Raw genomic sequence first — 1,171 nt, forward strand, 5'->3', positions numbered from 1 at the left:
TCCTTAAAGAATGGCAGGATGGAGGGACGGCCGGTTTCAAGGAAAATCCTGTTTCCCCTGAAATAAAAGATGCGGCTCCTGTCATCGGGCAGGGCCTTTGGGTTATAATGATTATGGAGAGAGTGGGGGAAAATATCCTGTATCATACAAAAATCCTTTCGTTTTTTCTATATAGTACTGGAGAATGGTCTCACCTACAAGGAGGAAATATGAAATCTTTCCGAAAAAAAGCACTGGCCCTGGCGCTGGCTCTTGCCGTCAGCGCTCCTTCCGCTATGGCCTGCACCCTCTGGGGCGCTTCGGGCAGCCCTGTCCAGGGTGGTGGGACGATCCTCGTGAAGAACCGGGACTGGCGGCCCCAGTACCAGGAGATGCGTTATGGCAAAGGAAAGCTGTACCGCTACTACGGCCTCTACGGAGGCGATGAAAAGAAGATGTTCCTCCGGGGCGGTGTGAATGAGAAAGGGCTGGCCGTATTTTCCGCAGCCGCCAGCGTCATCCCGAAGAAGGAACGAAAAGAAATGGGTCATGCGAAGAAAAGCGCCTTGAGGGAAATCCTTGGAAACTGTGCGACTGTGGAAGAAGCACTGGAGAAGGCGGAATATTTCAAAGGACCTAAATTTCTCATGATTGCCGATGCCCGTTCCATGGTCTCTATGGAAATAGGGGCGGATGGGGCTTACCAGATCAAAAGGGTGAATAATGGGACTCTGGCGCATACGAACCATTACCTTTCACCTGACTTCGGTGCGCTCAACAGGAAGGCGCGCCCCACCACGACGAAAAGGCTTTCCCGCATAGAAGAACTTCTTTCAAAGGACCATGCGCCCTGGACGCTCTGGGACCTTACGGCTTTTGGTGAAGACAGAAGCGGAGGACCCAATGACAGCATCTGGCGGCAGGGCGGAAAGGTGGAGACCCTGGCCACTTTTGGCGTGTGGCTCCATGAAGATGCCCTTCCCGATATTTACGTGAAAGTCCGCTACAATCCCTGGGACGGGGGCCATGAAGACGTGTACGAACTGGAAGGGAAAGATTTATTTCCGCCGGAAAAATGAGCGGTTCTGAAGAACCTGTGTTAAAATAAAGGAAATACATTGTAAAATGGGAGGACTTTATGGACGCAATTACTTGCCTCATTTCAAGAAGAAGCATTCGTGAATACACGGCA

At 51.4% G+C, this 1,171-nt stretch carries 1 protein-coding gene; it reads left to right on the forward strand.

The genetic code is table 11. The annotated features are described in order from the left end of the window. Positions 1–209: 209 nt before the first annotated feature. Entirely contained in the window at positions 210–1,058 is an 849-nt protein-coding gene (locus tag VZT47_RS10555; protein WP_330224911.1) for a carcinine hydrolase/isopenicillin-N N-acyltransferase family protein, read from the forward strand. Positions 1,059–1,171 lie beyond the last annotated feature (113 nt).

Origin of the sequence: Dialister sp., assembly GCF_036343215.1 — a bacterium.
GTDB lineage: Bacteria > Bacillota > Negativicutes > Veillonellales > Dialisteraceae > Dialister.